Origin of the sequence: Dactylosporangium sp. CA-152071 (assembly GCF_050936335.1) — a bacterium.
GTDB classification, from domain to species: domain Bacteria; phylum Actinomycetota; class Actinomycetes; order Mycobacteriales; family Micromonosporaceae; genus Dactylosporangium; species Dactylosporangium maewongense.
On record NZ_JBNJMZ010000001.1, the window covers coordinates 4,226,964 to 4,252,067 of the forward strand.

Annotated in this window: 23 protein-coding genes and 2 tRNA genes; 13 read left to right on the forward strand and 12 right to left on the reverse strand. The window is 70.6% G+C overall.

Annotated features, from left to right (window positions below):
- Nucleotides 1-42: 42 nt before the first annotated feature.
- Together ACQEVZ_RS18920 and ACQEVZ_RS18925 are read left to right on the forward strand one after the other, a co-directional pair.
- Nucleotides 43-618, forward strand: a complete 576-nt coding sequence (locus tag ACQEVZ_RS18920) for a DUF305 domain-containing protein (RefSeq protein ID WP_360574088.1) — start codon at nucleotides 43-45, stop codon at nucleotides 616-618.
- A gap of 77 nt (nucleotides 619-695) precedes the next feature.
- Nucleotides 696-1,073 (forward strand): hypothetical protein, encoded by a 378-nt coding sequence (locus ACQEVZ_RS18925; RefSeq protein ID WP_354888830.1) that lies wholly within the window; start codon nucleotides 696-698, stop codon nucleotides 1,071-1,073.
- 12 nt (nucleotides 1,074-1,085) lie between these two features.
- Here ACQEVZ_RS18925 and ACQEVZ_RS18930 read toward each other — a convergent pair whose 3' ends face one another.
- The gene (locus ACQEVZ_RS18930; protein WP_433368176.1) at nucleotides 1,086-1,637 is read right to left on the reverse strand and encodes a hypothetical protein; all 552 of its coding nucleotides are present in this window, start codon (nucleotides 1,635-1,637) and stop codon (nucleotides 1,086-1,088) included.
- Between the two features lie 114 nt (nucleotides 1,638-1,751).
- Here ACQEVZ_RS18930 and ACQEVZ_RS18935 point away from each other — a divergent pair, with 114 nt between their 5' ends.
- From ACQEVZ_RS18935 to ACQEVZ_RS18950, 4 genes are all read left to right on the forward strand, one after another.
- Complete coding sequence (locus tag ACQEVZ_RS18935; protein WP_433368179.1) at nucleotides 1,752-2,975, forward strand: FAD-binding protein; 1,224 nt, start codon at nucleotides 1,752-1,754, stop codon at nucleotides 2,973-2,975.
- 10 nt (nucleotides 2,976-2,985) lie between these two features.
- Complete coding sequence (locus tag ACQEVZ_RS18940) at nucleotides 2,986-3,774, forward strand: fumarylacetoacetate hydrolase family protein (protein ID WP_344508050.1); 789 nt, start codon at nucleotides 2,986-2,988, stop codon at nucleotides 3,772-3,774.
- Nucleotides 3,775-3,848: 74 nt separating this feature from the next.
- Nucleotides 3,849-3,920 (forward strand) — tRNA-Gln (locus ACQEVZ_RS18945).
- 67 nt (nucleotides 3,921-3,987) lie between these two features.
- A tRNA-Glu gene (locus ACQEVZ_RS18950) sits at nucleotides 3,988-4,060 on the forward strand.
- Between the two features lie 1,456 nt (nucleotides 4,061-5,516).
- On the opposite strand, the gene ACQEVZ_RS18955 is transcribed toward ACQEVZ_RS18950, so the two are convergent.
- The 3 genes from ACQEVZ_RS18955 to ACQEVZ_RS18965 form a co-directional block, all read right to left on the reverse strand.
- Nucleotides 5,517-6,323, reverse strand: coding sequence for an ABC transporter permease (locus ACQEVZ_RS18955; RefSeq protein ID WP_433368183.1), 807 nt, complete (start codon nucleotides 6,321-6,323; stop codon nucleotides 5,517-5,519).
- Nucleotides 6,320-7,225 carry an ATP-binding cassette domain-containing protein gene (locus ACQEVZ_RS18960; RefSeq protein WP_344508071.1) on the reverse strand — a complete coding sequence of 302 codons (906 nt, stop codon included), beginning with the start codon at nucleotides 7,223-7,225 and terminating at the stop codon, nucleotides 6,320-6,322. Before ACQEVZ_RS18960 ends, ACQEVZ_RS18955 begins: the two co-directional genes overlap by 4 nt.
- A gap of 119 nt (nucleotides 7,226-7,344) precedes the next feature.
- Nucleotides 7,345-8,013 (reverse strand): hypothetical protein, encoded by a 669-nt coding sequence (locus ACQEVZ_RS18965; RefSeq protein WP_354888841.1) that lies wholly within the window; start codon nucleotides 8,011-8,013, stop codon nucleotides 7,345-7,347.
- A gap of 23 nt (nucleotides 8,014-8,036) precedes the next feature.
- Here ACQEVZ_RS18965 and ACQEVZ_RS18970 point away from each other — a divergent pair, with 23 nt between their 5' ends.
- Complete coding sequence (locus ACQEVZ_RS18970; RefSeq protein ID WP_433368187.1) at nucleotides 8,037-10,103, forward strand: glycogen debranching N-terminal domain-containing protein; 2,067 nt, start codon at nucleotides 8,037-8,039, stop codon at nucleotides 10,101-10,103.
- Here ACQEVZ_RS18970 and ACQEVZ_RS18975 read toward each other — a convergent pair.
- The gene (locus ACQEVZ_RS18975) at nucleotides 10,087-11,439 is read right to left on the reverse strand and encodes a PQQ-dependent sugar dehydrogenase (protein ID WP_433368190.1); all 1,353 of its coding nucleotides are present in this window, start codon (nucleotides 11,437-11,439) and stop codon (nucleotides 10,087-10,089) included. The genes ACQEVZ_RS18970 and ACQEVZ_RS18975 overlap by 17 nt on opposite strands.
- Before the next feature lie 30 nt (nucleotides 11,440-11,469).
- Between ACQEVZ_RS18975 and ACQEVZ_RS18980 the strand changes: the two genes are divergently transcribed.
- Nucleotides 11,470-12,240, forward strand: a complete 771-nt coding sequence (locus ACQEVZ_RS18980) for a 3-methyladenine DNA glycosylase (RefSeq protein WP_433368193.1) — start codon at nucleotides 11,470-11,472, stop codon at nucleotides 12,238-12,240.
- A gap of 161 nt (nucleotides 12,241-12,401) precedes the next feature.
- Complete coding sequence (locus ACQEVZ_RS18985) at nucleotides 12,402-12,938, forward strand: class IV adenylate cyclase (RefSeq protein WP_433368196.1); 537 nt, start codon at nucleotides 12,402-12,404, stop codon at nucleotides 12,936-12,938.
- 1,303 nt (nucleotides 12,939-14,241) lie between these two features.
- Here ACQEVZ_RS18985 and ACQEVZ_RS18990 read toward each other — a convergent pair.
- The 5 genes from ACQEVZ_RS18990 to ACQEVZ_RS19010 form a co-directional block, all read right to left on the reverse strand.
- Nucleotides 14,242-14,583: a hypothetical protein gene (locus ACQEVZ_RS18990; RefSeq protein ID WP_433368199.1), complete on the reverse strand. Its 342-nt coding sequence runs from the start codon at nucleotides 14,581-14,583 to the stop codon at nucleotides 14,242-14,244.
- 821 nt (nucleotides 14,584-15,404) lie between these two features.
- Entirely contained in the window at nucleotides 15,405-15,671 is a 267-nt protein-coding gene (locus ACQEVZ_RS18995; protein WP_360568255.1) for a hypothetical protein, read from the reverse strand.
- The gene (locus tag ACQEVZ_RS19000; RefSeq protein ID WP_433368202.1) at nucleotides 15,668-17,224 is read right to left on the reverse strand and encodes a radical SAM protein; all 1,557 of its coding nucleotides are present in this window, start codon (nucleotides 17,222-17,224) and stop codon (nucleotides 15,668-15,670) included. The genes ACQEVZ_RS18995 and ACQEVZ_RS19000 overlap by 4 nt, the downstream gene beginning before the upstream one ends.
- 85 nt (nucleotides 17,225-17,309) lie before the next feature.
- Nucleotides 17,310-17,684 (reverse strand): hypothetical protein, encoded by a 375-nt coding sequence (locus tag ACQEVZ_RS19005; protein WP_433368205.1) that lies wholly within the window; start codon nucleotides 17,682-17,684, stop codon nucleotides 17,310-17,312.
- An 82-nt stretch (nucleotides 17,685-17,766) separates the two neighbouring features.
- Nucleotides 17,767-18,534: a prolipoprotein diacylglyceryl transferase gene (locus ACQEVZ_RS19010; protein ID WP_433368208.1), complete on the reverse strand. Its 768-nt coding sequence runs from the start codon at nucleotides 18,532-18,534 to the stop codon at nucleotides 17,767-17,769.
- An 88-nt stretch (nucleotides 18,535-18,622) separates the two neighbouring features.
- Here ACQEVZ_RS19010 and ACQEVZ_RS19015 point away from each other — a divergent pair, with 88 nt between their 5' ends.
- Together ACQEVZ_RS19015 and ACQEVZ_RS19020 are read left to right on the forward strand one after the other, a co-directional pair.
- Complete coding sequence (locus ACQEVZ_RS19015) at nucleotides 18,623-19,633, forward strand: endonuclease/exonuclease/phosphatase family protein (RefSeq protein WP_433368211.1); 1,011 nt, start codon at nucleotides 18,623-18,625, stop codon at nucleotides 19,631-19,633.
- A 135-nt stretch (nucleotides 19,634-19,768) separates the two neighbouring features.
- Nucleotides 19,769-20,260, forward strand: a complete 492-nt coding sequence (locus ACQEVZ_RS19020) for a hypothetical protein (protein ID WP_344508103.1) — start codon at nucleotides 19,769-19,771, stop codon at nucleotides 20,258-20,260.
- A 37-nt stretch (nucleotides 20,261-20,297) separates the two neighbouring features.
- Here the strand turns inward: ACQEVZ_RS19020 and cimA are convergent, their stop codons facing one another.
- Nucleotides 20,298-21,899 carry a citramalate synthase gene (cimA, locus tag ACQEVZ_RS19025; protein WP_344508105.1) on the reverse strand — a complete coding sequence of 534 codons (1,602 nt, stop codon included), beginning with the start codon at nucleotides 21,897-21,899 and terminating at the stop codon, nucleotides 20,298-20,300.
- Nucleotides 21,900-22,270: 371 nt separating this feature from the next.
- On the opposite strand from cimA, the gene ACQEVZ_RS19030 reads away from it, so the two are divergent.
- Complete coding sequence (locus tag ACQEVZ_RS19030) at nucleotides 22,271-22,801, forward strand: carboxymuconolactone decarboxylase family protein (RefSeq protein WP_433368215.1); 531 nt, start codon at nucleotides 22,271-22,273, stop codon at nucleotides 22,799-22,801.
- 903 nt (nucleotides 22,802-23,704) lie between these two features.
- The gene (locus ACQEVZ_RS19035; RefSeq protein ID WP_344508109.1) at nucleotides 23,705-23,905 is read left to right on the forward strand and encodes a hypothetical protein; all 201 of its coding nucleotides are present in this window, start codon (nucleotides 23,705-23,707) and stop codon (nucleotides 23,903-23,905) included.
- A 72-nt stretch (nucleotides 23,906-23,977) separates the two neighbouring features.
- Here the strand turns inward: ACQEVZ_RS19035 and ACQEVZ_RS19040 are convergent, their stop codons facing one another.
- Entirely contained in the window at nucleotides 23,978-25,075 is a 1,098-nt protein-coding gene (locus ACQEVZ_RS19040; protein WP_344508111.1) for a branched-chain amino acid aminotransferase, read from the reverse strand.
- Nucleotides 25,076-25,104 lie beyond the last annotated feature (29 nt).

Below are 25,104 nucleotides of genomic sequence, written 5' to 3' on the forward strand. Positions count from 1 at the left end.
TGCCCGTCCGCCGGGCACCCCCGGTTCCTGGAGGAGGAACGGATGCGATTCCTAGTGCTGGTCTCGGCGTTGCTCCTCGCCGGCTGTGCCGCCGCCCCGGCGCAGCCGGCCCCTCCCGGCGCCGCCGGTGCCGCCGGGGCCACAGCCTCGTCCCGGGTCTTCAACGACACCGACGTCATGTTCGCCCAGATGATGGTCGCCCATCAGGCGCAGGCGCTCGCGATGGTGCGCCTGGCGCGCACCAAGGCGGTCCGGGAGGACGTGCGGACCCTGGCCGCCGCGATCGACGTCACCGAGGCCGACGAGACCAAGACGATGCAGGTCTGGCTCCAGTCGTGGAACCAGCCCCCGACCGCTGCCCCCGACTCCCACGCGGGCCACGGCGGCGCCCACGGCACGAACGCCGACGACATCGCCGCCCTCGCCACCTTCGACGGCACCGCGTTCGAGCAGCGTTTCCTCAACATGCTGGTCGCCCACCAGCACAACGCGGTCGAGATCGCCCGCATGGAGACCGGCTCCGGCGTCAACCCCGGCGCCCTCGACCTGGCCAAGCGCATCACCGACTCCCGCACCGCCGAGATCCAGCAGATGCTGCGCTATCTGGAATCCCCGTAACACTCCCGGGACCCCGCCGCGTATCGACGCCCATTACCTTGGGTGTCGACGACGGCTTCGGCGGACGGGGGTCTGCAATGCTGACACGAAGCAAGGTGTGGCTGGTCGCGACGGCGGTCGCGGTGATCGGCCTGGCCGCCGGGCTCGGGGTCCGGTGGCTGACCCGCGGCCCCGCCACGACCACGACGCCGATCGCGTCCGTCGCCACCGCCTCCGGCAACAGCCCTGAGCTGGAGGTGTCGCTCACGTACTCCAGCTGCGACGCGCTCGACCACATCGACGTCGCCGAGGACGCCCGGACCGTCACCCTCACCGCCCACCTGCGCTCCAGGGCCCCGGGCTCCTGCGGCACCGTCCCGACCACGACGACGTCCACCCCGGTCCCCCTGAAGGCCCCGCTCGACCGCCGCACCGTCGTGGACGGCGCCACCGGCTCGCAGATCCGGACCGGCTGACCGCTCCCGTCCTTAGTCGCAGCCGATGCCGTCGCCGTCGCGGTCGAGGTCGTAGACGTCGTCGCCGATGACGCGGACGGGGCCCTGGACGTATGACGGGCCGTTGCCGCTGCCGCCCTTGCAGTCGACGTCGACCGGGTCGTTCGGCACGCACGGGGTGTAGTTCGGGTTGCAGTTTCCGGCGGGCTTCGTGGTCGCCTTCGTGGTGGGTGGCCTGGTGGGCGCCTTGGTCGGCGCTTTGGTGGCCGGGTTTGTGGCGGGGTTTGTGGCGGGGTTTGTGGCGGGGTTCGTCGCCGGGTTGGTGGTCGGCGGCGGTGCGGTCGTCGCGGGTGGCGTCGTCGCCGGGGCGCTCGTCGTGGTGGGCGTGGTTTCGGCCGCGGACGTCTGCGGCAGCGCGAGTGCGCCCGTGCGGGCCACGTCGCGGGTGTCTTCCGGGCGCTCGGCGCCCGCGCCGATCGCGGCGATGCCGCAGATACCGACGACGAACACCACGAAGGCGACCATCGCGATGGTCGGGGCCCGGCCGGAGCGCTGGCCCCGCTGGTTGATCGGCGGTTGAGTCACCTCGCGAAGTCTGCTGCCGGCACCATCTGGCGGACAGTAGCCGAACGGACGCGTCTGGTGAGATCGACGGCTGGTCGCGGCCGCGAACGGCGGGGCGTGCATAGACTCGGGCACATGAGCATGACCAACTGGGCGGGGAATCTGACGTTCGGCGCCGCCCGGGTGCATCGACCGTCCACGGTGGACGCGGTGCGGGAGATCGTGGCGGGGGCGGAGCGGGTGCGGGTGCTCGGGTCGGGGCACTCGTTCAACGACATCGCCGACACGCCGGCGGATCTCGTGAGCGTGGCGGGGCTGCCGGCCGAGCCGCGGATCGACGCGGCGGCGGGGACGGTCACCGTGGCCGGCGGGGTGCGGTATGGCGAGCTGGCCACGTTCCTGGACGCCGAGGGTCTCGCCCTGCACAACCTCGGGTCGCTGCCGCACATCTCGGTGGCGGGGGCGGTCGCCACCGGCACGCACGGGTCCGGCGCGGCCCTGGGCAGCCTGGCGACGGCCGTGGCGGGGGTCGAGCTGGTCACCGCCGGCGGGGAGCTGGTGCGGCTGGAGCGGGGCGACCCCGACTTCGCGGGCAGCGTCGTGGCGCTGGGCGCCCTCGGCGTGGTGGTGGGTGTGACGTTGGAGGTGCGGCAGTCGTACACCATCCGCCAACACATCTTCGAGCACCTGCCGCGGAAGGTCCTCGACGCCCGCTGGGACGAGATCGCGACCGCGGGCTATTCGGTGAGCCTGTTCACCACCTGGACGGGCGACACGGTCGATCAGCTGTGGCTCAAGCTCGCCGACGGGGAGGAGCCCGACGGGTTCGGCGCGGTGCCGGCGACGCGGCCGATGCACCCGATCGCCGCGATGCCCGCGGTCAGCTGCACCGAGCAGGGCGGCGTGCCCGGGCCGTGGCACCGGCGGCTGCCGCACTTCAAGCTGGAGTTCACGCCGAGCAGCGGCGAGGAGCTGCAGAGCGAGTTCTTCGTGGCGCGGCAGGACGCGGTGGAGGCGTTCGCCGCGGTCGAGCGGCTGCGGCACCTCGTGACGCCCGTGCTGCAGATCTCCGAGATCAGGGTCGTGGCGGCCGACGATCTGTGGCTGAGCCCGACGTACGGGCGGGACAGCGTGGCGCTGCACTTCACCTGGATCAAGGACGCCGCGCGGGTCGAGCCGGTCGTCGCGGCCCTGGAGGAGGCGCTGGCGCCGCTGTCGCCCCGGCCGCACTGGGGCAAGGTGTTCCACCACGCGGCGCGCCCGTCGCGCCTCGCCGACCTCCTCGCGTTGCGTGACCGGCTCGACCCGGACCGCAAGTTCAGCAATGCGTTCGTGGAGCGGCATCTGGCGGCGGAGTAGATTTCACGGCGTGCGTATCGCTCGTTTCGCCCACAGCAGTGGCATGTCGTTCGGAGTCGTCGAGGGCGAGCCCTCGGCCGGGCTCGCCGGGCTCACCGTCGCGGAGATCGAGGGTCACCCGTTCGGGGAGCTCCGGTTCACCGGTCAGCGCTGGGCCGTCGCCGACGTGCGGCTGCTCTCGCCGATCCTGCCCAGCAAGGTGGTGTGCGTCGGGCGCAACTACGCCGACCACGCCGCGGAGCTCGGCAACGACGTGCCGAAGGAGCCGCTGCTCTTCCTGAAGCCCTCCACGTCGGTCATCGGCCCCAACGACGCCATCCGGATCCCGCCGCAGTCGCAGCAGGTCGAGCACGAGGCCGAGCTGGCCGTCGTGATCGGTGTCACAGGCGCCCGCCGCGTCGACCGGGCCGGCGCCGCCGCGGCCATCTTCGGCTACACCGCCGCCAACGACGTCACCGCCCGCGATCTGCAGCGCAAGGACGTGCAGTTCACGCGCGGGAAGGGCTTCGACTCGTTCTGCCCCATCGGCCCCTGGATCGTCACCGGCCTGGACGTCAGCGACGTCGAGGTCCGCTGCGAGGTCAACGACGAGGTCCGCCAGCTCGGCCGCACCAAGGACATGGTCTTCGACGTGCCGACCCTTGTGTCATATGTCTCACACGTCATGACCCTCCTCCCCGGCGACGTGATCCTCACCGGCACCCCCGCCGGAGTCTCCCGCATGGTGGCCGGCGACGAGGTGACCGTCACGATCGAGGGCGTCGGCGCGCTCACCAACAAGGTCCTGACCTTGGAATAGGCGTTTTTGCGACAACCGATTTGGCCTGGTGCGTTCGCTCCGGTAAAGTTCTCAACCGGCGCCAACAGCGCCGATGGGGTATGGGGTAATTGGCAGCCCAACTGATTCTGGTTCAGTTAGTCTAGGTTCGAGTCCTGGTACCCCAGCACCGCAGCAAGATCGCGGTGCTGTATTGTTCCACCGCACGACACAGCAACAAAGAGCAAGACCTGGGGCCCCGTCGTCTAGCGGCCCAGGACGCCGCCCTCTCAAGGCGGTAGCGCCGGTTCGAATCCGGTCGGGGCTACAGTCCAATGGGTCCACCCTGTTCACGGGGTGGGCCCGTTCGCGTTGGTGGACTTCCGCATCCCCCGCGCAGCGGCTCCGCCGCCGCTCCCCAGTGGGGGATTCTCACCCCACACCCCCAATGCTCCGCTTCGCGTCGCACCGCTCGCTGCGCATCGCGGGGGCGGGGCTTGCTTCGCATCGCCCCGCTTTGGGCGCCCGCCCCGCCGGAACGCCCCCTCCCGCCCGGTCTTCCCCACGTCGCCAACCTGTCCGCGTTCTTTGGTCATCGCGTTGGCCGGGCCGCCTGGCACCGTCGCGGCTGGCCCGCCCGGGATGGGACACGCCACCCAGCCCACACCGCAGGGGGCAGCACGCCGCACAGGCCGCTCCGCACCATCACGGCCAGGCCACCGCCCCGCACCATCACGGCCGGCTCGCCACCCGGTATCGGACACGCCACCCCGCCCACTCCACACGGGCCAGCACGCCGGCTGACCTATCCCGCACGGGTCACCGGGCCGCTTTGCTGGCTTCAGGGGCGACGATCGCACCGCTGCACCAGCACCACACGGGGGGCGTCATGCCGCGTGGGCAACATCGGACTACCACGGAATCGGCCCTCACCGCACGAACCACCCCGGCGCGGGCCAGCACAGCGCAGATCAGCACAGCGCATCGCCGCGCAGAGCATCATGGGATCGTCCGCTCAATCCAGGTGGGCTGTCGTGCCGTCCTGCGTCCAATGTGATCCATCCACGCCGCGGCCCACTCCACACGGGTCACCGCGTCGCCTGGCCGGCTCTGCATGGGTCATCGCGCCGCTGAGCGGTTTCAGGCCGAACTGGCACGCCGCCGCACCCAACACCGCACGCCGCGCCGGGCAGAACCTGAACACCACGCCGCACGAACCATCACGGCGCGGAGCGTCGCCGCGCAGGGTGGCACGGCGGCGGGCCTCGCAGTGTAGGGCGGCGCAGCGCAGAGCGTGGGAGCGCTTGCCCAAGTCCAGACGGGCCGTTGTGACGGCGCTCCGTCCGGCGTGATCCATCCCGTCCCGCATGGCCGGCCACGCCGCTCAGCGGGTCCAGGACCGGCGACTGTGTTGCCCTGGAGCGTCCGGGAGCGACGATCACGGCGTGCCGGGTCGCGTGGCGCGCAGTCGCTCAGATCGCCTGGCGCGCCGTCTGGCGGCGTTTGAGGGCGGTGACATGAGCCAGGCCGTCCGTGACGGCGTACGGCCTGGCTGAGGCCGCTGTGGGCCGGGGGAATCAACCCCACCATGCCGTCGCCAGCCAACGCTGCACCACACCGCACCGCGCCGGCGGGGGCGTCGCACTCGCCTGGGCAGTATGGCCGCTGCGCGCTGCTGGGGCCAACACCGTAGAGCCCGACTGGTCCGCTCAACCGAGGGCCCGCCCCGGCCGGTCCGATACCGGAGGGGGCGGGCGGCATCTGGCTGGTGTTGGTGGGTGGGGTCAGGCGTCGCGCTTCTTGAACAGGTAGGCGGCGACGAGCAGGAGCAGGGCGGTCCAGCCGGCGAAGACGGCCAGGCCCTGCCACTGGGTCAGCAGCGGGTCCGGGGGCAGGGTCGGCTTGTAGATGAGCTGGCCCGCGTTGGTGGGCATCCAGGCGTGGATGTGGGCGCCCCACGTGCTGGGGAGCAGGGCGGTCAGGTTGGAGACGACGAGGATCAGGCCGAGCACGCCGGTGATGGCGCCCGCGGTGTGGCGGATGATGGCGCCGAAGGCGAGGGCGAAGAGGCCCAGCACCGTCAGGTAGAGGCCGGCGCCGAAGACGGATCTGGTGATGCCCGGGTCGGAGAGGGTGACCGGGATGTGGTCGGACATGATCCAGCGGCCGGTGAAGAAGGCGGCGAAGCTCAGGAGCTCGCCGACGGCGAACATGAGGAGCGCGAAGACCAGGACCTTCGCGGACAGGACCAGCAGGCGGCGGGGCTGGGACTGGAGGGTGGAGCGGATCATGCCGGTGGTGTACTCGGCGGAGACGACCATGACGCCCAGGACGGCGACGATGAGCTGGGAGATGAAGACGGGCTGGTCGATGATGATCTGGAGGGGTTCGGCGGCCAGGGCGGCCTGGTCCTGCGGCGAGAACTGCGGCCACTGGCGCATGAGGAGCCAGGCGATGAGCGACATCAGGCCGACGGAGATGGCGGCCATCGCCACCAGGGACCAGGTGGTGGAGCGGACGGTGCGCAGCTTCGTCCACTCGGAGCGCAGCAGGCCGTCGAAGCCGGCGCGGCGGGCCGTCAAAGTCGTCATCGGGTCCCCCGGTATTCGACGCTGTCCTTGGTGAGCTCCATGAACGCCTGCTCCAGCGACGCCTGCAGGGGCGCCAGCTCGTGCAGCCGCAGGCCGTGCGCGAAAGCCAGGTCGCCGATGTCGCGCATCGGCAGCTCCGTGACGAGCAGCGAACCGTCGGGCTCGGCGACGGCGGTGGCGCCGGCCGCTCGTACCAACGCCGCCAACGTCGACACGTCGGGCGTGCGCACGCGGGTGGCCAGGACCGAGTTCTGCTCGATGAACTCCTGGACCGTGCAGTCGGCGATCAGCCTGCCGCGGCCGATGACGAGGAGGTGGTCGGCGGTCAGCGACATCTCGCTCATCAGGTGCGACGAGACGAAGACGGTGCGGCCCTCGGCGGCGAGGGACTTCATGAGGTTGCGGATCCAGAGGATGCCCTCGGGGTCCAGGCCGTTCACGGGCTCGTCGAACATGAGGATGCGCGGGTCGCCGAGCAGGGCCGTGGCGATGCCGAGCCGCTGGCCCATGCCGAGCGAGAAGCCCTTCGACCGCTTCCGCGCGACGGCGGTGAGCCCGACGATCTCCAGGACCTCGTCGACGCGGCGGCGCGGGATGTTGTTGGTCTGCGCGAGGCAGAGGAGGTGGTGGTACGCGCTGCGCCCACCGTGGATCGCCTTGGCGTCCAGCAGCGCGCCGACCTCGAGCATCGGGTTGTTGAGGCGGCCGAACGGGCGGCCGTCGATGGTGACCCGGCCGCTGGTGGGGGCGTCGAGCCCGAGGATCATCCGCATGGTGGTGGACTTGCCTGCGCCGTTCGGGCCGAGGAACCCGGTGACCTGGCCCGGCCGCACGGTGAACGACAGCTGGTCGACGGCGACGCGGTCGCCGTAGCGTTTGGTGAGGCCGACAGCCTCGATCATGGTGTGCCTCCCGTTGTAGCTGCAGCGGAAGGTATTCGAGTGTTGCTGTGGCGAGGGTGAGAGGACCTGAGACGGGCCTCAGCCGACCACGAAGACCTGAGACGGGCCTGAGACGGGCCTCAGCCGATCACGTTCACCGCGCGGGCCACGACGAGCAGGACGGTGGCGAGCGAGACGGCGGACTCGACGAGCATGCCGGCCTTGGCCCAGGTGGACATCGGCAGGGTGTCGGTCGGGCTGAACGCGGTGGCGTTGGTGAACGACAGGTAGAAGTAGTCGAAGAACCCCGGCTCCCAGTCGCGGGGCACGAGGTCGCCGGCGGTCATCTGGGCGAAGAGGAAGTCGGGGTGCGGGTTGGTCCCCTCGGCGCGCGCCGCCGGGCCGCCGCGGTCGCCTTCCCAGAACCAGAGGGCGAACACGATGACGTTCGTCAGCCAGATCGCGGCGGCCCACAGCAGCAGGTGCGACGGCGCGATGTGCCCCTGCCCGAACAGCGCCCGCACGAGCAGCGCCGCCGACCACGCGGTCGCGACGCCGAGCAACGCGGCCAGGCCGATGCTCAGCGGCCGCAGGATGCGGGTCTCACGGTTGATCCGCAGCGGGTTGACCACGACGACGCTGATCAGCAGGGCCGCCTCCAGGCCCGGCAGCAGCCAGCGCGGGCGGGGCGCCAGGTCGGCCGGTAGCAGCAGGTGCACGGCCACCGCGACGGCGATCGCGAGCGCGGCGGGCCACCGCTGCTCGGCCTCGGTGCGCCGCAGCCAACCCGGTCTCGCATCGCTGCTCACGCGGCTAACGTACCGTGCGACGTGTGGCGAATCACGACCTGCACGCACACGTGACCTGTGTGGCCGCCCCGGCGACGTGGTTGTCGGGGCCGTCCGGTCAGCTCACCGGCGGCGCCGACGGGCTCTACGTCGAGGACCGCCGGGTGCTCGCCCGGCTGGAGGTCACGGTCGACGGCGTGGCCGTGGCGGCGCGGGACGTGCGTCGCACCGGTGCTGCTTCAGCGGTTTTCGCAGATGTACGGGGAAACCTCGCCATCGCACGTAACCGGCTGGCCGAGCCGCTGGGTGGCACCGAGACCATCTCGTTGGCCAACAAGGCCGGCGAGCCGCGGGTGGTCACGCTGGCGGTGGCGGCCGCGACGGACTTCGCCACCACCGGTGCGGTCCGCGACGGCTCCACAGTGGACATCGTGCCGCTGCTCGCCGAGGCGCGGTCCGGGGACGGCATGTCGGTCCGCCTTGACGCCACGCCGGCGCCCGATGAGGCCGGCGACGCGTTGCGATGGACCGTCACGCTGGCGCCCGGGGCACAGTGGACGGTCGAGCTGCGCTTCACCCGCACCGACGTCCCGCCGATCCCGCGGGCCAAGCGGTTCAGCACGCTGCGGGTCGCGGCCGGCGACGCCCGGCTCGACGCGCTGGTGCGCACCGGCGTCCAGGACCTCGACGCACTGCGCCGCGGCGACCTGTACTACAGCGCCGGCAGCCCGTGGTACCTGACGCTGTTCGGCCGGGACGCGCTCTGGTCGGCGCGGCTCGCACTGCCGCTGGGGACCGACGTCGCCGCCGGCACACTACGGACCCTCGCCGCCCACCAGGGCACCGCGACCCCCCACGACGATTCGGCGCAACAAGGCACCTCGGGCCGGCAGGACACCTCGGCGCAGCAAGGCACCTCGGGCCGGCAGGACACCTCGGCGCAGCAAGGCTCGTCGAGCCGCCACGACACCTCGTACACCGGCGAAACCGAAGAAGAGCCCGGCCGGATCCCGCACGAGATCCGGCGCGAGGACGCCGCGCACAGACTGCCGCCGGTCTATTACGGCACCGTCGACGCGACCGCGCTCTTCGTCTGCACCCTCGCCGACGCGTACCGCTGGGGCATGCGCCCCGACGCCGTGGAGGCCCTGCTGCCCGCCGCGGAGGCGGCCCTCGCGTGGCTCGCCGGGCACGGTGGTCTCGTCACCTACCGCACCACCGGCGCCGGCCTCACCCACCAGGGCTGGAAGGACTCCGCGGACGGCATCCAGTTCGCCGACGGGCGCGTCGCGAGCGGGACCTTGGCGTTGTGCGAGGTCCAGGCGTACGCGTACCAGGCGTTCCGCGAAGGCGCCGGCCTGCTCGACGCCTTCGGCCGCCCGGGCGCCGAGCGGTGGCGTTCGGCGGCGGCCGACCTCGCGGACCGGTTCCGGGCCGCGTTCTGGTGCCCGGGCGGTTATCCGGCGCTCGCCGTCACCGGCACCGGCGAGCAGGTCGACGCGGTGGCGTCGAACATGGGCCACCTGCTCGGCACCGGCCTGCTGTCACCCGCCGAGAGCGCCGCGGTCGCCGGCTGGCTGACCCGCCTGCGCTCCCCGTTCGGGCTGCGGACCCTCGCCCGGTCCTCGGCCGGCTACGACCCCGGCTCCTACCACGCCGGCTCGGTCTGGCCGCACGACACCGCGATCGCGCTGCTCGGCCTGGCCCGCGACGGCCACCGCAAGGAGGCGGCGGCGCTGGTGGGCGCCCTCCTCGACGCCGCCGGGCGCTTCGATTCCCGGCTGCCCGAGTTGTACGGCGGTGACGACGCCGCGACGCCGTACCCGGCGGCGTGCCGCCCGCAGGCCTGGGCCGCCGCCGCGGGGCCCGCGCTGCTGGTGGCGCTGCTGGGCCTGGACGTCGACATCCCCGCCGGCCGCGTCACGTTCGACCCGCTCACCCCGTCGCCGGTCGGCGCGTTCCGCGTCAGAGGGCTGAAGGTCGCCGACGGCCTGCTGGACGTCTCCGTCTCCACCGACGGCGCCGTCACGGTCCACAATGGACCCGTCGGCGTCGCGTTCCTGCTCGCCGACGGCACCCCCGCGAGGATCGGGTCTACTTCGGTGGGGTGAGGCGCAGGATCGTACCGGCGAAATCGTCGCTGACGAGGATGGAGCCGTCGGCGTCGAGGGCGGCGTCCACGGGGCGGAGCCAGGGCTTGCCGGCCTTCGTGTCGACGAGGCCGCTGAGGAGGTCGACCGGGTCGCCGGGGCCGCCGGTGGTCCACGGGACGAAGACGACCTTGTAGCCGACGGGCTTCGTGCTGTTCCACGAGCCGTGCAGCGGCACGACGGCGCCCTCGAGGGCCGGCACGAAGGTCAGGCCGAGCGGCGCGGTGTGCGCGGGCAGGCCGAGGTCGATCGGGTCGGCCTTGGCGCAGTCGGCCTTCTGGCCGTCGCGGTTGAGCTCGTAGTCGCGGTGGAACGGCAGGTTGTGGGTGCCGTTGTCGCTGTTGGGGTTGCAGAACGGCCAGCCGTAGAAGCCGCCGTCGCGGACCTTGATGAGCTCCTCGACCGGGTACTGGTCGACGAACTGGCTCATCCGTTTGCCCTTGTCGGACTTGCCGTCGCCGTCGACGTCGCGGTCGTCGGGGACGAGCGTGTTGTCGCGGTTGTTGACCACGGCCCACAGCTCGTCGGTGCCGGGCCGGAACGCCAGCCCCTCGGCGTTGCGGATGCCGCGCGCCAGCAGGTGCTTGCCCGCGTTCTTCCCCGCGGCGTCGAACGTGTAGATCGCGGCGCGCTGCGGGTCGCTGACGGTGTCCTCGACGCACGCGTTGCAGGTGGAGGCGATCGACACGTACAGCTTGCCGTCCTTCACCGCGATGTTCTTCAGCACGTGCGCGTAGTTGCCGCGCAGCTCCGGCGTGCTGGTGTCGGGAAGCCCGTCGACGACCACCTGGCCGGCGTGCGCCTTGAGGTCCCCGCTCTGGTACGGGTAGCGCACGATCTTGTCCGCCTCGGCCACGAACAGCCACGTCGCCCCGCCGACCTCGGCGAACACCATGTCGTGCGGCCGGTTGAGCCCGGACGCGAACTCGGTGACCTTCCCGCCCCGCACCACGCGGACCTTGCCCTGCGCGGGCTGGGACACCAGCAGGTCACCGCTCGGCGTGACCGCCAGGAACCTGGCCTTCTCGACCCGTGCGTAGACCGACGCGCTCCACCCCGCCGGCATCGTCACGTTGCGCGCCACGTCGAACGGCGCCCCGTTCACCCCCGCACCCACGGCGACCTTGACGCTCGTCGGCTTCCCGAGCGCCAGCGCCGGCGCCCCCGTGGAGGCGCCTCCCGCCGTGGACGAGGTCGGCGCCGCCGGCTGGCTCCGCTCCTCCGGCTCGCCACCACACCCCGCGAGCAGCAATGTGCAGGCCGTGGTCGCGACGAGCAGTGCACCGAGCTTGCGCATGCGTGTGACGGTACAACCTAAGCTTGTCGCGTGCTCTCAGACGACGCCCGCAGGGCCGCCCACGAGGCACGGGTCGACCAGTGGATCGTGCCGCACCTGGAGCGCCGCCGCCGCGGCGAGAAGCACCCGGTGCTCGACTTCCTGTTCACGTACTACTCGTTCCGGCCCGCGCAGCTGCGCCAGTGGCGTCCGGGCGGCGCCCCGCACCGCCGGCCGGAGACCGTCGCCTGGGTCCGGGACCTGCTCGTGGCGACCGCGGCCAGACCCCCGCACCTGGGCTGCTTCGGCCTGCACGAGTGGGCGATGGTCTACCGCCAGACGCAGGACGAGCTCCGCCACAACGCCTGGCCGCTGCGCCTCGGCCCCACCGGCACCGACGCCGTCGTCGAGGCGAGCCGCATCCGCTGCAGCCACTTCGACGCCTTCCGCTTCTACACCGCCCCCGCCCGGTCGCTGAACCTCCTGCAACCGACCCGCGAAACCCAGCTCGCCAACGAGCAGCCAGGCTGCCTGCACGCCAACATGGACCTGTACAAGTGGTCCTACAAGCTCAGCCCGCTGACCCCCGGCGAACTGATCGCCGACTGCTTCGAGCTGGCCGCCGACATCCGCACCCTCGACATGCAGGCCAGCCCGTACGACCTGGCCGCCCTCGGCTACCCCCCGGTCCCGATCGAAACCCCCGAGGGCCGCGCCGAGTACACCCGCCGCCAACGCGACCTGTCCGACCGCGCCACCCCCCTACGCGCCGCCCTCATCACCCACTGCGACACCGCCCTGCCCCACACCGCGGACCAGTAGTCCGCACCGAGGCAGCGGTCACGCCCTGCCTGCGCGCAACCCAAATCGCGGTGTTGGGCTTGCCCAGGTCGTGCAGGGCGTCCTCAGCGGCGCTGAGCGGCACGGCAGGACCCAAGCGCCGCCAGTTGCCCGACGACCGATTTGTTGTGAAAGGACTCGACGTGCCCGCAGAGTTTGAGGCGAAGGTGCTCGACATCGACCCGGCCGCGATGGCGGACCTGATTCTTTCCATGAACGGCAGTGAGGTCAGCACCCCGACGCTCCAGCGCCGCTACGTGTACGACATCGTCGCGGGCGACGAGAGCAAGTGGATCCGGCTGCGCGACAACGGCACGAAGACCACGCTCGCCGTCAAGGAGATCTCCCACGACGGTATCGACGGCACCTACGAGGTCGAGGTCACCGTGGACGACCTGGACGCGACGAACGAGCTCCTGGGCTTCCTCGGTTTCCACCCGAAGTCCTACCAGGAGAACCGCAGAACGAGCTTCACCCTCGACGGCGCTCAACTGGAGATCGACGAATGGCCGATGATCCCGCCGTACCTGGAGATCGAGGCCTCCTCGCCGGAGGAGGTGCGCCGCGTCGCCGCCCTTCTCGGGTACGAGGAGTCGCAGCTCACGAGCGAGAACACTACGAAGGTCTACAAGCGGTACGGCATCGAGCTTGGCGAACATGAGGTCGTGAGCTTCTCGTGACCTCGGAGCCCCCCTCTGGGCAGTCCGCTTGATCGGTTCCCCGGCCGCCGCCGGCTCCGGGCAGCGGCATGGCGTGCGGTGACGGGTCGGCGGCGTGACCGTTCGGCCTGAAACCGCTCAGAGGCGCGATGACCCATACAGAGCCGGCCAGGCGACGCGGTGACCCGTGTGGAGTGGGCCCGGCGTGGATGGATCACGTCAGGCGCAGGGACGGCACGACAGCCCACCTGGATTGAGCGGACGATCCCATGATGCTCTGCGCGGCTATGCGCTGTGCTGATCTGCGCTGTGCCGGCCCGCGCCGCGATGCTCTGTGCCGCGATGGTTCGTGTGGCGAGCGCCGACGCCGTGGTGGTCAGATGCTGCCCCACGCGGCATGACGCCCCCGTGCGGTGCTGATACGGCGGTGCGATCGTCGCCCCGGAAGCCAACCGAGCGGCCCGGTGACCCGTGCGGGATGGGGCGGCCGGCGTGATGGTGCGGGGTGGGCTGTGCGGCGTGCTGGCCCGTGCGACGCGCGCCGGCACGGTGGTGGTCGAGTGTCAGACGATCCGGCGCAGCGCAGCGCAGCGCTCCGCGCGGCGAGGTCGGGGCGCGATGACGTGTGTGTTGGTGCAGGCGGGCTGTCCGGCGTCACGTCCATGTCGCGAATGGGCCGTGACGGTGCAGCACGGCCTGTGCGGCGTTCCGGCCCGTGCGGCATTGGCCTGTGTGGCGTGGGCCGGGTGCCGGTGGCGTGGGACCGGGTCGGGCAGCGGGGGTGTTCCGGCGGGTCGGGCGCCCAAAGCGGGGCGATGCGAAGCAAGCCCCGCCCCCGCGACGCGCAGCGAGCGGTGCGACGCGAAGCGGAGCATTGGGGGTGTGGGGTGAGAATCCCCCACTGGGGAGCGGCGGCGGAGCCGCTGCGCGGGGGATGCGGAAGTCCACCAACGCGAACGGGTCCACCCCGTGAACAGGGTGGACCCATTGGACTGTAGCCCCGACCGGATTCGAACCGGCGCTACCGCCTTGAGAGCGCGGTGCCTCGGCGCTAGCACCTCAAGGCAGCGGTCGTTGACGAGCCGCGAACGGGGTAGCGCACCGCTGATTCAGGCATCGGCTATCAACCAGTATCAGGCGTTCTGCTGACGATCCGCTGACTGCGGTTGCACCGTCGAACCTTCACAGCCCCCCGCCAAGACAGCCCGTCCTTCCTGTAGGCCTGGGAGTCCCGGAGGTCGCGGCTGCCTTGCACAAGCCTCCAGCCTTGCCAGACTTATCATGCCATCCAAGGTCCGAGCGTGCCGTTAGCCGATTACTCGACCTAAGGAACGTCCCCGCTTCTCTTCATGGCGACCGCTACGGCAACGGTGAAGAACTCATCATCCAAGACAGAAACGTCATCGATCCGCTCCCAGTGCTTCACCGAACCGTAGCGGTCAAGCTCGAAGACGACACATTGACCGTCCTCCACAACAAGAAGACCGTACTGATCGCCGGTGTCCTCGTTTTCAACGAGGCCAGCCAGAAGCACGTCTCCGATGGTCAGGCCTTTTGAGATGACCAAGTTGTAAACATCTCGAAAGGACTCGTCGTCCCGCAGGAGTTCGGTGAGTTCGACGACTTCTTGGCGAAGGTCTTCGGGACTAATCGAGTGGCTGCTCATTCTTTCAACCCGTCACGCTAGTGAGACCGAGTGGCATCATGACATTCTGACACCAGGGGCACTCAGGAATCTAGCGACCTTAGTTCGGCGAGATATTCGGAGACCCGCGGATACTGCGGCCTCGGGCTCGCCTTGCCTCGCAGCGACAACTCCGCGAGTGATGCGCGCTTCTGCCACCCGCATTGGCCTGCGAACAATGCCGTCGGGAGTGGTGCCCGATCGGATGACCTCTTCTGCATATGTCGCCGCAAGGCGATCCTCGCCCACGTGGCGGTAGCAGTCCATGGTGTAGAGGTCCCACTTCGACGGGTCAATGACGAAGTGGTTACCGGGGTTCTCTGGGTAGGGCAGAGCCTCCAAAACGGCGCGACCATTGTCCAACGCGACCTCGACCCGGCGGCGGTCACCGTCCCGAATGTCTCGGCGAGCAGCGGCTTGTAGAAGGCGTCCGGCTCTGTATTGCCGGCCTCCCAACGCTTCCAGTTGCGCAGAAGGCTGACCGTCTCGGCCAGGTGCGTGTCCTCGCCGGCGTGGGCGCGCAGCGCCTCGACCGCCTGCCGCTGCGACCATCCCCGCGCGGCCCGCTCCGCACGGATCCGGCAGGCCCAAGCAGGGAGATCGGAAGCATCGCCGTGCTTCAAGGCCATGCGTCGAGTATCCGCCCATCCGGACGACATGAACCGGTGACAACTCCTTGTCCCGGCGATGGCACCTGGCAGGACCCGGTCCGGTGCCGAGCCGGCCCACGGCCTCTCCCTCGAGCAAGCCACGCTGCTGGCGACCCAGATCGCCGACGCCATTCACGAGGCCCGGCGGTGGGGTCAGGTGAGCCAGGTGTAGACGTTCCAGGTGATGCCGGCGGTGGCGGCCAGGGTCAGGGCGGCCAGGTAGGTCAGGACCAGGCGGGTGTCGCGCAGGACGCACTTGGAGCGGGTCAGGCCCTGGCGGCGGGCGCGGAGGTAGCCGAAGAAGCCGAGCAGGGCGAAGCCGAGCAGGGCGATCGGGCCCAGGAGCCACGCGAGGGCGGCGATCGTCGCGTACACGCAGAGGCGCAGCGGATCGTAGGGCTGCGCGGGCGGGGTCGTCACAGCGCCCTGGGCAGGCGTTGGGCGGAGAGGGCGGGCCAGGCCTGGACGGCGCAGAACGGGGCGCACTGGTGGGCCGGGGAGCCGTCAGCGGCGGCGGCGACGGTGGCGACGTGCACGCAGCACTGCAGGAGGCGCTCCTCGATCATCGTGTGCATGTCCATGAAGGGCTTGACCGTGATCCGTTTGACGCGTTCGCCGAGCATCTTGCGCAGGCGGTTGCGGCCGCCGGGCAGGGACGAGGAGACCAGCGTGGTGAGGGTCGAGATGCCGAGGTCGCAGTTCTCGCAGATGTCGCGCCAGAGCGAGCCGACGTCGGGGTGGGACAGCGAGGACTGCTCGGACAGCAGGCCCAGCAGCGAGTCCTTGACGGCGGTCCGCAGCGCCAGCGGGAGCTGGACGTCGGCGATGCGGTTGGCGACGAGGTCCGGGGAGAGGTCCAGGAACGTCAGGAGGCGGTCGTGGCCGATGAGCTTGGTCATCGACTGCCACTCCCCCGCGTCGTCGCGCAGCAGGTACCCCACGGAGCAGCAGTGCGGGTGCGAGCAGGGCAGGGCGGTCAGGTCGCGCCAGGTGACCTGGTCGCCGGTCTGCGGGCCGAGGCGGGCCAGGACGCCGGTGTGGGTGAGACGGTCGAGGGGGTCGATAGCACCCGAACGACCGGACCCGAACTGCGGCTGCAGGGAGACGCCGCCGACGTACGGGGTGTCGAGCGCGCGCTTCACGACGGCGCCGATCTCGTCGTCGTTGACGCCGAGGGCGCACGTCATGGTGAGGGTGGTGAAGATGCCGCGGGAGGAGAGCCGGTCGACCGCCTGGTCCTTGAGACGGCGCAGGTCGGCGCCGCGGTGGTGGCGGGCGGCGCGCTCGGAGACGCCGTCGTACTGGAGATAGACCTCGACCCGCTCGCGGTGCTCGGTGAGCAGGTCCAGCAGCGCGTCGTCGCGGGCGATCTTCACGCCGTTGGAGTTGATGAGGATCCGCACGACGTTGCGGGCGGACACCTCCCGCAGCAGCTCGGCCAGCTGCGGGTACAGCGTGGGCTCGCCGCCGGACAGCATGAGCACGTCGATGCGCCCGTTTTCCCGGGACAGCTTCGTGTCGACGCTGGCCAGGACCTCGGCGAGCGGCACGACGCCCTCGATCGCCGGGGAGGAGTCGGTGAAGCAGGTGGGGCAGCGCAGGTTGCAGCTGTCGGTGAGGTCGGCGAGCAGGATGCAGGTGTGCTGGGTCTGCATCTCCGGCAGGCCGGCGAGGTACGCCGACGGCACTGGCGCGAAGTTCCCGGCGAGGTCCGGCACGTGCGACTTCGTCGGGGCGGTCCACTGCTCCAGGTACCGGAGGATCTCCGGCGACTCGTCGTACAGCGTGCGGACGAGACCGTGCGAGGGGCAGCCGCGCTCCAGCCAGATCCGGCCGTCGCGCTCGGCGAGCCAGCCCGACAGCCGCTGCACCGTCTCCAGTGGACGGTCGGGGCGCTCGTCGTGGCACTGCGGGCAGAAGGCGTTGACGTACCGGTGGATTCGGTCCCCGCGAAGCTGCATTCCGTTGCTCATGCCGTCACCTCCGCTGCGCTCCGGCGCCGGCCTGAGCTCCAACCTGCAACTCCGATTCGCAGCCCTCCGCTGCGCTCCGGCCCGCTCATGCGGTCCCCGTGTTCGCGTTGACGATGGCGATGCAGACGCCGATCCCCGCGATGGGGAAGACGATGACGCTGACCGCCCAGCCGATGAGGATGCCGATGCCGAGGCCCCGGTCGCGGCGCACGATCCAGACGATGCCGACCACCAGGCACGCGACGAACAGCACCACCTGCAGCAGCATCTCCAGGTAGACGCCGAGCAGCGCGTTCTCGCTGTTGTCCGACGCGCCGAAGGCGATCGTCACGACCACGCCGATGATGATGACGAGGACCTGCGCGGCGGCGGCGATGCCGAGCCCCGCGGCGACCTTCCTGCCGCGGATCGGGCGTTCCCCGTCCGGTGGCGGCGTCGGCACCGTCCAGTTCGGATTCATGCCGCCACCTCCGCTGCGCTCCGGCGTCGGCCTGAACCGAACCTGCCACATGATGAGCGGCCCGAGCCGCTTCGCTGGCCGCTCATGCCGCCACCGTTTCCTTCTGTCGCACCAGATCCTTGATGATGCCCGCCACGATGAGCGGCAGGCAGGCCAGGAGGAACAGCTGCGGCCGGGTCAGGCCGGCCCACACCACCTCGTTGCCCCGCACGAACTCCACCATGAAACGGAACGCGGCGTAAGCGGCCAGATAGATTTTGAACAGCGCGCCCGGCGCGGTCACCTTCCGGCGCAGCGCGAGCAGCGCGCCGAACGCGACGGCGTGGAAGAGGATCTCGTACGCGAAGGACGGGTGCAGCGGCACGCCGACGGGCGTGTGCATCGCCTCGGCCTGCGCCGCGTCGAGCGTGATGCCCCACGGCAGGCCGGTCGGGGTGCCGGGCGGCTCGGCGAGCAGGCAGCCGACGCGGCCGACCGCCATCCCGGCCGCGACGGCGGGGGCGAAGAGGTCGCCGGTCCGCCACGGGTAGCCGGACACCTTCTTGGCCACGATCGCGCCGACGTACGCGCCGACGAGGCCGGACAGGATGCTGCGGTTGCCGTACGCCCACTGCTCCAGCAGCGACGCGTTGTCCCGCGGGTCGAGGTGCTGCGCCCACGTGCCGAGCCGGGCGAAGAGCGCGCCGCCGACGAGCGCGCCGGCCAGCACGTACCAGAGCCGGTCGTCCTGCGCCCGGCGGCGGCGGACCTCCCACAGGAAGACCAGCGCCGCGACCGCGATGCCGGCCGCCACGCACACGTCGTGGGTCAGGATCGCGACCGGGCCGAGCCGCACGATGACCGGATACACCTGCGCAGCGTAGTAGGCCGCCGGCGGGTTCTGTGAAGATTCTCAGCAGGGACCGGGCCGGCTGGCGCGCCTCGCCTACCCTGGCGGAATGGTCGGCACCGAGGAGTTCGCGCCCGCCGCGGAGATCTCCCGGCGGCGGCGGCCGTGGCTGACCGTGCTGCTGTGGCTGCTCATCGCGCCCTTCGCGGCGTGGGCGACGGCACGGGTGTTCGGCCTGGAAAGTGGCTTCCCGACGGTCCAGCTGATCGCGTTCACCCCTTATGTCGCGGTTGTTTCGCTGGTACCGCTGGCGATCGCCCTGCTGACGAAGCGGATCTGGCCGGCGGTCGCGGCGGCGGTGGTGACCGTCGCGTTCGCGGCGTGCGTGCTGCCCCGCTGGATCTCCGACGGCGACGCGGGCACGACCGAGGGGCCGACGCTGCGGGTCATGAGCGTCAACATGCTCATCGGCCGCGCCGACCCCGACCGCATCGTCGGCCTCGTGCGCGCGGGCTCCGTCGACCTGCTCGCCGTGCAGGAGTACACCGACGAGGCGCGCACCGCGCTGCGCCGGGCCGGCCTGGAGCAGCTGCTGCCCAACGCGGTGTCCTACCCGCGCCCCGGCGTGAGCGGCTCGGCCGTCTACAGCCGCTTCCCGCTCACCGACAAGGGATACCGGCGGTTCACGTCCGACTTCGGTCAGGCGCAGGCGGGTGTACGGGTCCCGGGCGCCCTCGAGCTGCACGTCGAGTCGGTGCACCCGTGCGCCCCGTCGGACGGCTCCCGGGACTCCTGCTGGGTGTCGGATCTGGCCGCGCAGCCGGCCGCGACACCGACGGGACCGGTCAACCTGCTCATCGGCGACTTCAACGCGACGCTCGACCACGAGGCGTTCCGCGATGTGCTCGAGAAGGGCTACCACGACGCCGCGGACGTCGTCGGCGCCGGGCTCGACACGTCGTGGCCCTACGACGATCGGTGGTTCATCCCGGGCGTGACGCTCGACCACGTGCTGACCGATGAGCGCGTCGGGGTGCGGAAGGTCGTGATCCACAAGATCGCGGGGACCGACCACAAGGCCGTCTTCGCCGAGTTGGTGCTCCCAAAGGCCGACGCCTGACCTGTCCGATCATGCCGAATGGCGCCCGAAAGATCACTCGCGCGTACCTCCGGCTATACGCGGTTCGTTGGCCGGGAGTACCTTCACGTACGGATCGGGCGGAACGCCCCGACAGAACCACGTTGGAGCAGATGGGTGACACGAACCTTCCGCGGCATCGCGCTCGCCGTCATTGCGCCGGTTGTGCTGACGAGCGTCCTTGCGGGCTGCTCGGACAAGAAGGATGACTCGGGCGAGTCACCGTCCGCCGACCGTCCGACGGTAGAGGTGACCGCACAGCCGCAGGACCAACAGACCGCGCAGGTCACGGCGGAGCAGGTGTTCGAAAACCTGTCATCCGGCGACTGGGCCGGAGCCTGGGAGCTCTGGACCGACACCGCGCAGTCGGCCATCAACAAGGACGCCTACGTCGACCTGGTCTCGACCTGCACCGGGCTGCAGGGCGACTACCTGGTCACCGGCGTGACACCGGTCGACGAGTCCACCGCCACGGTCAAGTGGACGCGGACGCCGGCGAGCGGGGCCGCGGCGAGCGGCACCAACACCATCAAGTATCAGAACGGCCAGTGGAAGTTCGAGCCGGACGCAGCATCACTGACCGCCTTCCGGCAGAACAAGTGCCCGTGACGGGTGGGGCCGCTGACGGCCCCACCCTTCGGGTCAGCTACACCCGCACCTGGCGGGACAGGCCGTAGCTCAGGGCGTCGACCAGCGCGGTCCAGCTCGCCTCCACGACGTTCTCGTGGACGCCGACGGTCGTCCAGTCCTCCCCCGTCGAGCGCGTCTCGACCAGCACCCGCGTGACGGCACCCGTGCCGTGGCTGCCCTCGAGGATGCGGACCTTGTAGTCGGCCAGCTCGAAGCGCGACAGCTCGGGGTAGTGCCGGGTCAGCGCCACCCGCAGCGCCTCGTCGAGGGCGTTGACCGGGCCGTTGCCCTCCGCCGTCGCGATGATCCGCTCACCCCGGACGCGGACCTTCACCGTCGCCTCCGACACCACGGCGCCGTCCTCGCGGTGCTCGACGATGACGCGGTACGACTCCAGCGCGAACGGCTTCGGCACCGCACCGTCGGCGAGCTCGGCGCGGGCCAGCAGCTCGAACGACGCGTCGGCGGCCTCGAACGACCAGCCCCGCGCCTCCAGGTCCTTCACGCGGGTCGTGACCCGCGACAGCGCCTCCGGATGACCGGACAGGTCGACGCCGAGCTCGCGTGCCTTGAGCTCGATGCTGGCCCGTCCGGCCATCTCGGTGACAAGGATCCGCATGTCATTGCCCACGACGACCGGGTCGATGTGGTTGTAGAGCACGGGATCCACTTTGATCGCGCTCGCGTGCAGGCCCGCCTTGTGAGCGAACGCTGACGACCCGACATAAGCCTGGTGGGTGTCGGGTGCGATGTTTGCGATCTCTGCGATGGCGTGCGAGACGCGCACCATCTGCTCGACGCACCCGTCCGGTAGGACCGGCATGCCGAGCTTCAGCTGGAGGTTGCCGACGACGGCGAAGAGGTCGGCGTTGCCGGGCCGCTCGCCGTAGCCGTTCGCGGTGCACTGGAAGTGCGGGACGCCCGCCTCGACGGCGGCGACCGTGTTGGCGACCGCGCACGAGGTGTCGTTCTGGCAGTGGATGCCGAGCCGGTCGACCGCCTCGGCCTCGGAGATCCCGAGCGCGACCGAGAGCCTGCCCTTGACCTCGCCGATCGCCCTGGTGATCAGCGACGGCAGCATCCCGCCGTTCGTGTCGCACATGACCGCCTTCTCCGCGCCGGCGGCGAGCGCGGTCGCGGCGACCTTCGCGGTGTACTCCGGGTCGAAGGTGTACCCGTCGAAGAAGTGCTCCAGGTCCAGGAACACCCGCCGCCCCTCGGCCACCAGGTACGCGACGGTGTCGTGGACCATCGCCAGGTTCTCTTCCGCCGTGGTGCGCAGGGCCCGCTCCACGTGCCGCAGGTCGGACTTGGCGACCAGGGTCACGGCCGGCGTCTCCGCGTCGAGCAGCGCCCGCACCTGCTGGTCGTCCTGCACCCGGACGCCGGCCTTGCGGGTGGCCCCGAACGCGACGAACACCGCGTGCTTGAGGTCCAGCTCGGTCCTGGCTCTCCGGAAGAACTCCGTGTCCTTCGGCATCGCTCCCGGCCAGCCGCCCTCGATGAACCCGACGCCGAACTCGTCGAGCAGCCGGGCGACCGCCAGCTTGTCGACGACTGAGTAGCTGATCGCCTCGCGCTGGGCCCCGTCGCGCAGCGTGGTGTCGTACACCTGCATGGTCTTCTCCTGGCTTTGGGCTTGGGGATCTGGCTTCTGGGCGGCCCTGGGCGGCCCTGGCGGCTACCGGCGGGTGGACCAACAAAAAGACCCCTCGCGAATGCGAGAGGTCTGCGCGGCCAGCGAGGGGATGCTGGTCGCGCTAAGGGCCAATAATGAGCCGAGTCACGTTGGGTAGCTTGCCACGACCGCGCGATCCGTGGCATGTGATTCCGAATTCTGAGAACCCAGGTGATCTGCTTCACGATTCACCCTGTTCGTCATGTCCCCGTAACGAGCGTCGGTCAAGGTTGGAACCAGTCAAGCGAACGCACCAAGGAGGTTCCCGTGCTCACCGTTGGTGAGGCCCGTCCGGGTAGGCCGTCGGTCTGATGTCGATCGAGGCACTGAAGGCCGCGCTGCCGTCGTATGCGAAGGACGTCGAGCTGAACCTCGACGCCGCCCTCGCCGGCACGCTGCTCACCAAGCAGCAGCTGTGGGGCACCGCGCTCTCCTGCGCGATGACCACACGGAGCGCCTTCGTGTTCCGCTCGATCGTCGCCGAGGCCGGGAATCATCTGAAGCCTGAGGCTGTTGAAGCAGCCAAGGCGGTCGCCGCGCGCATGGCCGTCCACAACGTATATTTCCGCGCCAAGCACCTGATCGGTGACGAGGCGTACCAGCACCTGCCGGCGCGGTTGCGCCGCCAGGTGACCACCTGGCCCGGCGTCGGCACGGTCGACACCGAGCTGTGGTCCATAGCAGTATCCGCGATCACCGGGTGCGGGGTGTGCCTGGAATCGCACGAAAGATCACTTCGCGGTGCAGGGGTGTCCCGCGAAGTGGTCGACGAGGGTCTGCGCGTCGCCGCGGTAGTTCACGCGTTGGCCGTGACCCTCGATGCAGAGGCAGCTTCCGTCTAGGGGCTTTCCTCTTGTACGGGTGTCGGAGTGGCGGCTCCGGCACCCGTACTCTGCGTTCCGCCCAGGTTCGCCCCAAGGCAACCAGCCACACACCTCCGGCGACCACGCTGATCGCGCATCAACGACGGCGGGCCCGGCGGCGGCGGGCGCGGCGGCGTCGGCGGTCGGTGTGATGTGGGTGGGTTGCGAAAGCCGGCGACAGTGTGGAAGCACCGAATGACGCCCTCGACGGCGCTGGACCATGTGAGGACGGCGACCGGGGAACATCACCGCGACCACGGCACGGACGGTGACTACGAGAGCCGATCATCACCATGATCGAAGGACGACCCTGGCCACCCGGACAACCACCACGCGACTTCGACCACGGCGACCACGGCCGCCCCGCGGGCTACCAAGACCGCACGCGCGAGTCGGCAATCAGAGTGGGACGGCGCTGGTTGCGAACCACGACGGCGCTGAACCATCCGAGGACGGCGACCGGAGAACAGCACCCCAGCCACGGCACTTCGGCGAACCCGCACGCGGACAGCAACCACCGCCTCCCGTAAGAGCGCCCCCGATGGCATCGAACCTATCGCCGAGGTATGACACTTTTCGGGTTGTTGTGGGCTGCCGGTTCGGGTGGGGTTTTGGTCGGGCCGTGGGGTGTTTGTCCTGGTCGGACCCGGTAGCGCAAGGGGACGGTGTCGCCCGGTCGTGCAAGTTGCGCACAGCGTGTCTGCGCCGGGGCGGGATCGGCGGTTACCGTTTCGGCAGCAGTCGCCGGAACGCGGGCCGGCGGCGGTGGGACATGGAGCCTGGGGGCGACAGAAAATGATCGACGAGGGTGTTCCGCCGGGGTCCGGTGGCGAGGCGGGGGGTGAGCCGCCGCTCGAGCCTCCGTTCGGCTGCGCTGATCCGATGCTGTGGCGCGTCGCGCGGGCGCTGCACGACGCGCACAAGCCGCGGACCGACAACTTCTGCGAATGCAAGGCGTTCTGGCCGTGCCCGGACGCGCAGCTCGCCGAGGAGGCGTTGCTGCTGGCGTACGAGCGGCCGACCCCACGCGGAGTCCGCCCCAGCTACGGGCGGACGTCCAACCTGGGCCGCTGGTCAGCGTGACGAAGCTCGGCCGGCAAGCCCAAGAGCGCCTGACAGAAGCCCGACAGTACGAACGCCCGTAACACGCGGGTGCTACAGGACGCGGTGCACCCAGCCGTGCGGGTCCGCGGCGGTGCCGCGCTGGATGCCGACCAGGCTCTCCCGCAGGTCCATCGTGACCTTGCCCGCGGTGCCGTCGGCGATCGTGAACTCGCCGTCGCGGTCACGCACGACGCCGATCGGGGTGATGACGGCGGCGGTCCCGCAGGCGAAGGCCTCCCGCAGGCGGCCGCTGCGCGCGTCGGCCTGCCACTGCTCGTACGAGTACGGCTCCTCGCGGACGGTCATGCCCTGGTCGGCGGCGAGCCGCAGCACGGACTCGCGGGTGATGCCCGGCAGGATCGTGCCGGTCAGCGGCGGCGTGAGCAGGCTGCCGTCGTCGAAGACATAGAAGACGTTCATGCCGCCGAGCTCGTCGACGTAGTGCTGCTCGACGGCGTCGAGGAAGACGACCTGGTCGCAGCCGTGCTCGATGGCCTCCGCCTGGGCGACGAGGCTGGCGGCGTAGTTGCCGCCGCACTTGGCCGCGCCGGTGCCGCCCGGGGCGGCGCGCGTGTAGTCGCGGGAGACCCAGACGCTGACGGGCTTGACGCCGCCCTTGAAGTAGCTGCCGACCGGGGAGGCGATGACCAGGAACAGGTACTCGGAGGAGGGCTTGACGCCGAGGAAGACCTCGCTCGCGTACTGGAACGGACGCAGGTAGAGGCTGCCCTCGGGGTCGGAGGGGACCCAGTCGCGGTCGACCCGGATCAGCTCGCTGAGCGCGTCCAGGAACAGCTGCTGCGGCACGGGCGCCATGGCCATGCGGGCCGCCGACTGCTGGAAGCGGTCGGCGTTGGCGTCGGGGCGGAAGAGCGTGACGCCGCCGTCGGCCGCGCGGTAGGCCTTCAGCCCCTCGAAGATCTCCTGCGCGTAGTGCAGGACGGCAGTCGCCGGGTCCATGGGGATCGGCGCGCGGGCCTCGACGCGGGCGTCATACCAGCCCTTGCCCTCGGCATAGCGCACCGTGACCATGTGGTCGGTGAAGATCCGCCCGAAGCCGGGGTTGGTGAGCAGCGCGGACCGCTCCGCGGCGCTGACCGGCGCCGGGTTGGGACGGATCTCGAAGTCGAGCGTTTCCCCGCCGTTCATGGCGTGCCTCCAGTTGCGCGTCGTGTCTG